The 2,122-nt window shown below is 37.7% G+C and carries 1 protein-coding gene and 1 rRNA gene; both read left to right on the forward strand.

Annotated elements, in window-relative coordinates:
• A 5S ribosomal RNA gene (gene rrf, locus HMPREF1504_RS10055) occupies positions 1-91 on the forward strand; the annotation flags it as partial.
• Positions 92-366: 275 nt separating this feature from the next.
• On the forward strand, positions 367-2,122 hold a 1,756-nt coding region (locus tag HMPREF1504_RS03015; protein WP_038123312.1), incomplete at its 3' end, for a hypothetical protein.

Below are 2,122 nucleotides of genomic sequence, written 5' to 3' on the forward strand. Positions count from 1 at the left end.
ACCTGTTCCCATCTCGAACACAGTAGTTAAGCTCGTAAACGCCGAAAGTACTTGGCTGGAGACGGCCTGGGAGGATAGGAAGTCGCTGATTAAGCTAAAAGACACACCTTAGGGTGTGTCTTTTTTTGTGTAAACGTCTTCTATCCAAGCAGATTCCTAGGAAAAGTAAAAAGTCAGTTTAATTTATTTATAATTATTTATTATTAATGTACTTGTCATTATATATATATATATATATATAATGAGAATGTAATGAATGAATATTCCGTGAAGAATTAATGATGTAGGAGTGATATTGTTAAATCTTTGTTGTATATTCTGTATATTTTGTTGTAATATGTGAGATTTATTTCAGAAAGGGTCATTATGAGACAGAAAAAACTTCGTTACTTGGTATTGTCTGCAATGATTGGTGCGACAATGGTAGGTACGGCTATGGCTGATAGTGGTGATGTATCAAATACAAGTTATCTTGTAGATGCTAATGCGGGTACAATACAATCAGCTCCATTGAATGCATCTAATATTCATAGAAATTCTAAAGGTGAAATAGTATTCGCGGATACTAATATTAATCATCGATTTGGTGGAATCTTTACTAATGTGCCATTAGAGAGACCTCAAAATAGTTCCACAACAGAAGCGATGAGTGTTAACTCTTATGATTTAACCTCCAACTCCTCCGCTACAAATATGTGGGGTGGTACGCCTGTTTTAGTTTATAATGCTGATAGTGCAGAAAATAATTATTTAGCTGTACAAGGTGGCACTACAGATACTATCTATGCTGCTTATGTGGCAGGTCCTACAGGTCATGCTAAAAATAATACTCTAGAACTTTTCAGTGGCGATAATACGGAAACAGTAGCAGCTGTTCACGTGGCTGGGTCTGGTGATGCTATTAATAATCAAGTGACAATTCGCAATGCAGGTCATTTACGTGATGTTATGGGTGCTAATCTCTTTGAGATGACTGGCGATGCAAAAGATAACTACGTATTTGTCGCTGGTGGTCAAGATATTGATACAGTATCTGGCGCTACATCTTTCAATCATGGTAGTATTGGTGGTGTTCTTGAAGATAATGAAGTTACACTAGCTGCTGGTAATGTGGCAGGTGTTTATGGTGCTATGGCTGTTGTTCAAGGTGACGATACCATGTTCACCCAAGGAGTTAAGCCTCAATTTATTTCTAAAGAAGTCAAAGGCAACCGTATCGAATTAGGTGCTGATGATAATGATAAATGGGAAGCTGATGGTCGTCCTGCTGCTAAGGTGGGTCAACTTATCGGTGGTTTTGCCATAAATAATAAAGCCACTTATAACACGATTAAAATTCGTGAAGGTTCTATTGATGGCATTGGTATCTTTAAGGTAAAAGATGAAGCAGATCATCATAGTGTAAATGGTGTGGATACTAATGGACTTCACTTAGATGAACTTACTGGTGATGATAATACTGTTTATAAATATTATCGTCAAGCTGGTAATAACTATGTTATTGGTGGTATGAGTGATACCGAAGCTACTTATAATACTGTAGATATCAATAGTGCAGCACCATTTGCTAATGGACACGTTGGTGTTTGGGGTGGGCATCATATTTTTAGTGATGCATCAGGCGATGTAAAAACAGGTAATACATTAAATGTAAATAAGGTAAAAGGAATTACTTTATCCCATTTAGCAAACTTTGAAACCTATAATTTTGATTTACCTGATAATGTAGCGAATGGAGATAAGATTATCACTGTTACTGACCAAAATGGTACTGACGTTTCTAATACAAAAATTAATGTTGGTGTAAGTGGTAGTGAACCTGCTCTTCATGATGGTGATACAATTGATCTTATCCGTAATGAACATGGTGTGACGACAACAGGTGTTCAATACGGTAAATTACAACAAGGTGTATCATTAAGTTATGATCTTACTGCAAAAACTGGTGATGATGGAAAATCTGTTATCGCAATTGTAGGTAATACAACAACCCCAGGTAGTACAGTAACTCCTGGTGGTACAGTAACACCAGGCGGCACAGTAACACCAGGCGGCACAGTAACACCAGGCGGCACAGTAACCCCAGGCGGCACAGTAACCCCAGGCGGCACAGTAACACCAG

This window comes from Veillonella sp. ICM51a, assembly GCF_000524355.1.
Taxonomy (GTDB): domain Bacteria; phylum Bacillota; class Negativicutes; order Veillonellales; family Veillonellaceae; genus Veillonella; species Veillonella atypica.